The sequence below is a fragment of the Campylobacter aviculae genome (genome assembly GCF_005406215.1).
Taxonomy (GTDB): Bacteria; Campylobacterota; Campylobacteria; order Campylobacterales; family Campylobacteraceae; genus Campylobacter_D; species Campylobacter_D aviculae.
The window spans coordinates 1-3,726 of sequence record NZ_NXMA01000032.1; the positions used below are offsets into that span (position 1 = coordinate 1).

Annotated in this window: 4 protein-coding genes; 2 read left to right on the forward strand and 2 right to left on the reverse strand. The window is 30.8% G+C overall.

Annotation, left to right across the window (positions count from 1 at the left end; translation table 11 throughout):
- Positions 1 to 116 precede the first annotated feature (116 nt).
- Positions 117 to 686 carry a DegT/DnrJ/EryC1/StrS family aminotransferase gene (locus CQA76_RS08710; RefSeq protein WP_137622991.1) on the reverse strand — a complete coding sequence of 190 codons (570 nt, stop codon included), beginning with the start codon at positions 684 to 686 and terminating at the stop codon, positions 117 to 119.
- Positions 665 to 1,129 (reverse strand): DegT/DnrJ/EryC1/StrS family aminotransferase, encoded by a 465-nt coding sequence (locus tag CQA76_RS08715; RefSeq protein WP_137622992.1) that lies wholly within the window; start codon positions 1,127 to 1,129, stop codon positions 665 to 667. The genes CQA76_RS08710 and CQA76_RS08715 overlap by 22 nt, the downstream gene beginning before the upstream one ends.
- A 76-nt stretch (positions 1,130 to 1,205) precedes the next feature.
- Here CQA76_RS08715 and pseI point away from each other — a divergent pair, with 76 nt between their 5' ends.
- Both pseI and CQA76_RS08725 read left to right on the forward strand, forming a co-directional pair.
- Positions 1,206 to 2,237: a pseudaminic acid synthase gene (pseI, locus tag CQA76_RS08720; protein ID WP_137622993.1), complete on the forward strand. Its 1,032-nt coding sequence runs from the start codon at positions 1,206 to 1,208 to the stop codon at positions 2,235 to 2,237.
- Between the two features lie 19 nt (positions 2,238 to 2,256).
- Positions 2,257 to 3,726 (forward strand): motility associated factor glycosyltransferase family protein (locus tag CQA76_RS08725; protein ID WP_137622994.1); only part of this gene is annotated, 1,470 nt, incomplete at its 3' end.

Consider the following 3,726-nt stretch of genomic DNA (forward strand, 5'->3'; position numbering starts at 1 on the left):
AAACAAAACTAACCAAATCACTACTAGGATAACGTGGTTGATGTCTTTTTTGAGAGTGCATTTCGTGCCATTTTTCTTGAGTATTCATTTTAAATCCTTGTAAAAAATTGCAAAAATTATAACAAAGATAGGATTATTTTTATATTATCCTTGATCTGATCTTTGCTTATTTTTTCATCACACCACAAATTGATAAGTTCTTTACTTAAAATTTCTGAATTTTTTTGAGTTTTTCCTCCAAAAATCAAATGTGATGGCAAATACCAAGAAGAACAATCGATCCCATTTTTTCTTAAATTTTCAAGCAATTTTTCTCTATCGCCCAAATATCTAAAGGTGTAACGCCAAGTTATGGATTTTAAATTGAATTTTGGGTGCAAAATGAGTTCGTGTTTTAAAAAATTTTGATAAATTTGCATATTTTCTTTACGTTTTTCGCATATATTGCTAAGCTTAGAAAGTTTTTCTTCCAAACAAGGATTATCGCTACTTCCAAAAACAAAGGTATAATCTAAAAGCAAATTTTTAAGATTTTTAAAATAATCTTCATCTTTAGGATTTAAAGCATAATATTTCAAGCGATATTCTTCAAATTTTTGTTTATCTACCTTTAGATTTAATTCTTCATTTAATTCCCTTAAAGCATTTAAAGAAATTTTAGAACTTAAAATCGCCCCCCCCCCCATAACTCATTTTCTAAAAATTTAGTACGACCAAAACTTAAGATACTCATATCGCATTTTGGATTGATTTTATAAGTTTGCGCACAATCTTCGATGATAAATATATTTTTATCTTGACAAAAATCAATAATTTTTTCATCACAAAAATGCCCATAAAGATGAACTAAAACTAAGGCATCGTAAGGATTTTCATCATAATTTTTTTGACAACTCTCAAAGATAAGAGTATAATCGTCTAAATTCACATCTGCAAAAATCACCTCAACACCAGCTTTTAAAGCCACACTAGCCACTTGCGGACAAACCAAACTAGGGATTAAAACCTTGTTTTTATTTTTTGATTTTAGATATTTAAAAATCAAAAACAAAGCACTTGTTCCAGAGCCTGTATAAAGAGATTCTAAAGCGTCAAAATGGGTGCTGATTTTTTCTTCTAAACCATTCAATTTTTTTCCTTAATTATGCTATAATTTATAAAAGAAATTTTACCGATATTATTTTAAAAATCAACTTGGAATTTAAATGCAAATAGGAAATTTTAACACAGATCAAAAAGTATTTATCATAGCAGAATTAAGCGCCAACCACGCCGGAAGCCTAGATCTTGCACTCAAAAGTATTAAAGCGGCTAAAGAAGCAGGTGCGGATGCGATAAAAATTCAAACCTACACTCCAGATAGTCTTACTCTTGATAGCGATAAAGAAGATTTTATCATCAAAGGCGGACTTTGGGATAAACGCAGACTCTATGAGCTTTATGAAAGTGCAAAAACCCCTTATGAGTGGCACGAACAAATTTTTCAAACCGCCAAAGATGAAGGCATACTTTGCTTTTCCAGTCCTTTTGCGAAAAAAGATGTGGATTTTTTAAAACAATTTGATCCCATAGCTTATAAAATCGCCTCCTTTGAAGCTAACGATGAAGAATTGATCCGCTATATAGCCAAAGAAAACAAAACTACGATCGTTTCTACCGGCATTGCAAGCGAGGAAGAGCTTTTTAGGATTTGTGAAATTTTCAAAGAGGAAAAAAATTCACAATTGATATTTTTAAAATGCACCTCCGCTTATCCTGCAAAAATTGATGATATGAATTTAAGGGCCATTGTAAGCTTAAAAGAAAAATTTGGCGTTGAAGTGGGACTAAGCGATCATAGTTTTGGATACTTAGCTCCGGTTATGGCCGTAGCACTTGGAGCTAGAGTGATCGAAAAACATTTTATGCTTGATAAAAATTTAGAAAGTGAAGATGCTAAATTCAGTCTTGATTTTAATGAATTTAAAGCCATGGCTAAGGCTGTAAGAGAGGCTGAAAGTGCTTTGGGTGATGGCTCTTTAGAACTTAGCGAAAAAACTTTAAAAAATCGCACTTTTGCAAGAAGTTTGTATGCGAGCAAGGATATCAAAAAAGGTGAAATTTTTAGCGAAAAAAATATCAAATCCGTGCGTCCTTCTTTTGGACTTCATCCCAAATTTTATAAAGAAATTTTAGGCAAAAAAGCTACAAGAGATATCAAATTCGCACAAGCTTTACAAGAAAAAGATTTTAGATAAATATTTTTAGGATTAAATTATGAATTTCAACAAAGATCAAATCGCGCTTTTTGAGAAAAATTTAAACACTTTAAATTCTATTTTACAAGAAAAACTTAGCAAGATTGAAAGTACTCATTATGAACTTATACTTAGTAAAGATAATTTAGATATCAATTTAAAAGATACAGGGGGGGGGTATTTGTATAAAAATGTTTTGGAAGAATTAAACACCATGCTAAATACCTATAATGAAAAATACGCTTTATATCCTGTGCTTTATTTTTATGGTTTTGGCAATGGAATTTTATTTAAAGCACTTTTGCAAAATCAAAATCTTAAACATATCGTTGTTTTTGAAAAAGAATTAGAAATCATTTGGCTTATGTTTCATCTTGTGGATTTTTCACAAGAACTAAAAGCAAATAAACTCATCTTGCTTGATGTTGATTCTTTAAAACTTCAAGATTATCATGATTTATGCTCTTGCAATCCTTTTTTTAGCTTTTCTAGGGTGTATTTTTTAGAGCTTAGCAGTGATTATTATGAAAAATATCAAGAAGAAATTTTAGAGGTTAATAATAAACTTATGTATGGATTCAAAAATTCTGTACTCTTTAGAGGCAACGCTTCTCAAGATGTTTTACAAGGCATAAAACAATTTATTTACAATCTTCCAACTATGTTAAACCATAGTGCTTATCAAACTCTACTTAAAAAAAGATCCAATCTCAGCCAAACCGCCATCATTGTTTCAACCGGACCTAGCCTTACCAAACAACTACCTTTACTTAAAGAATACGCAAGTAAAGCCACCATCATAGCAGCGGATTCTTCATACCCTATACTGGCAAAGTATGGTATCAAGCCTGATTATGTTTTATCCTTAGAAAGAGTGTCCTTCACTTCAGAATTTTTTAACAATGATTTTAAAGAATTCGATAAAGACATTTTATTCATCACGACTCATTTAACACATCCTCAAACCATAGAGAATTTAAAAAGCAATGATAGAACTTTTATGCTAGCCTATCGCAAAACATATTTTATAAAATATCTAGAAATTAATTATTTTGGTTACCTGGTTGAAGGACATAGTGTAGCCCATATGGCTTACGGTTTAGCCTTATCTTTAAAACATAAAAATATTGTCTTTATAGGACAAGATCTTGCTTATGCTGAGGATGGAAGCTCTCATCCAAATGATCATGTTTTTGGTAGGTTTGATGATACGAATAAAGATAAAATTATTTATGATTTAAAAACTTTAGCTTATGGTGGAAAGAATACAGTTTATACCAATCAAACATGGATTTTATTTCGCTACGCCTTCGAAAAACTCATTACTCAGTCAAATCAGTTTAATTTTTTCACCTACAACTGCACCGAAGGAGGGGTTAGGATAGAAGGAACTATAGAAAAACCTTTTAAAGAAGTTTGTGAAACTTTACTCACTCAAGATTTAAACAAACCTTTTCCTAAAATAGAGCCTTTAAGTTATGATAAACAA

Excerpts from the sequence above, each read along its gene's own strand:
- pseI (WP_137622993.1), top strand. The coding sequence starts at position 1,206 with ATGCAAATAGGAAATTTTAACACAGATCAAAAAGTATTTATCATAGCA.
- CQA76_RS08710 (WP_137622991.1), bottom strand. The coding sequence starts at position 686 with ATGGGGGGGGGGGCGATTTTAAGTTCTAAAATTTCTTTAAATGCTTTA.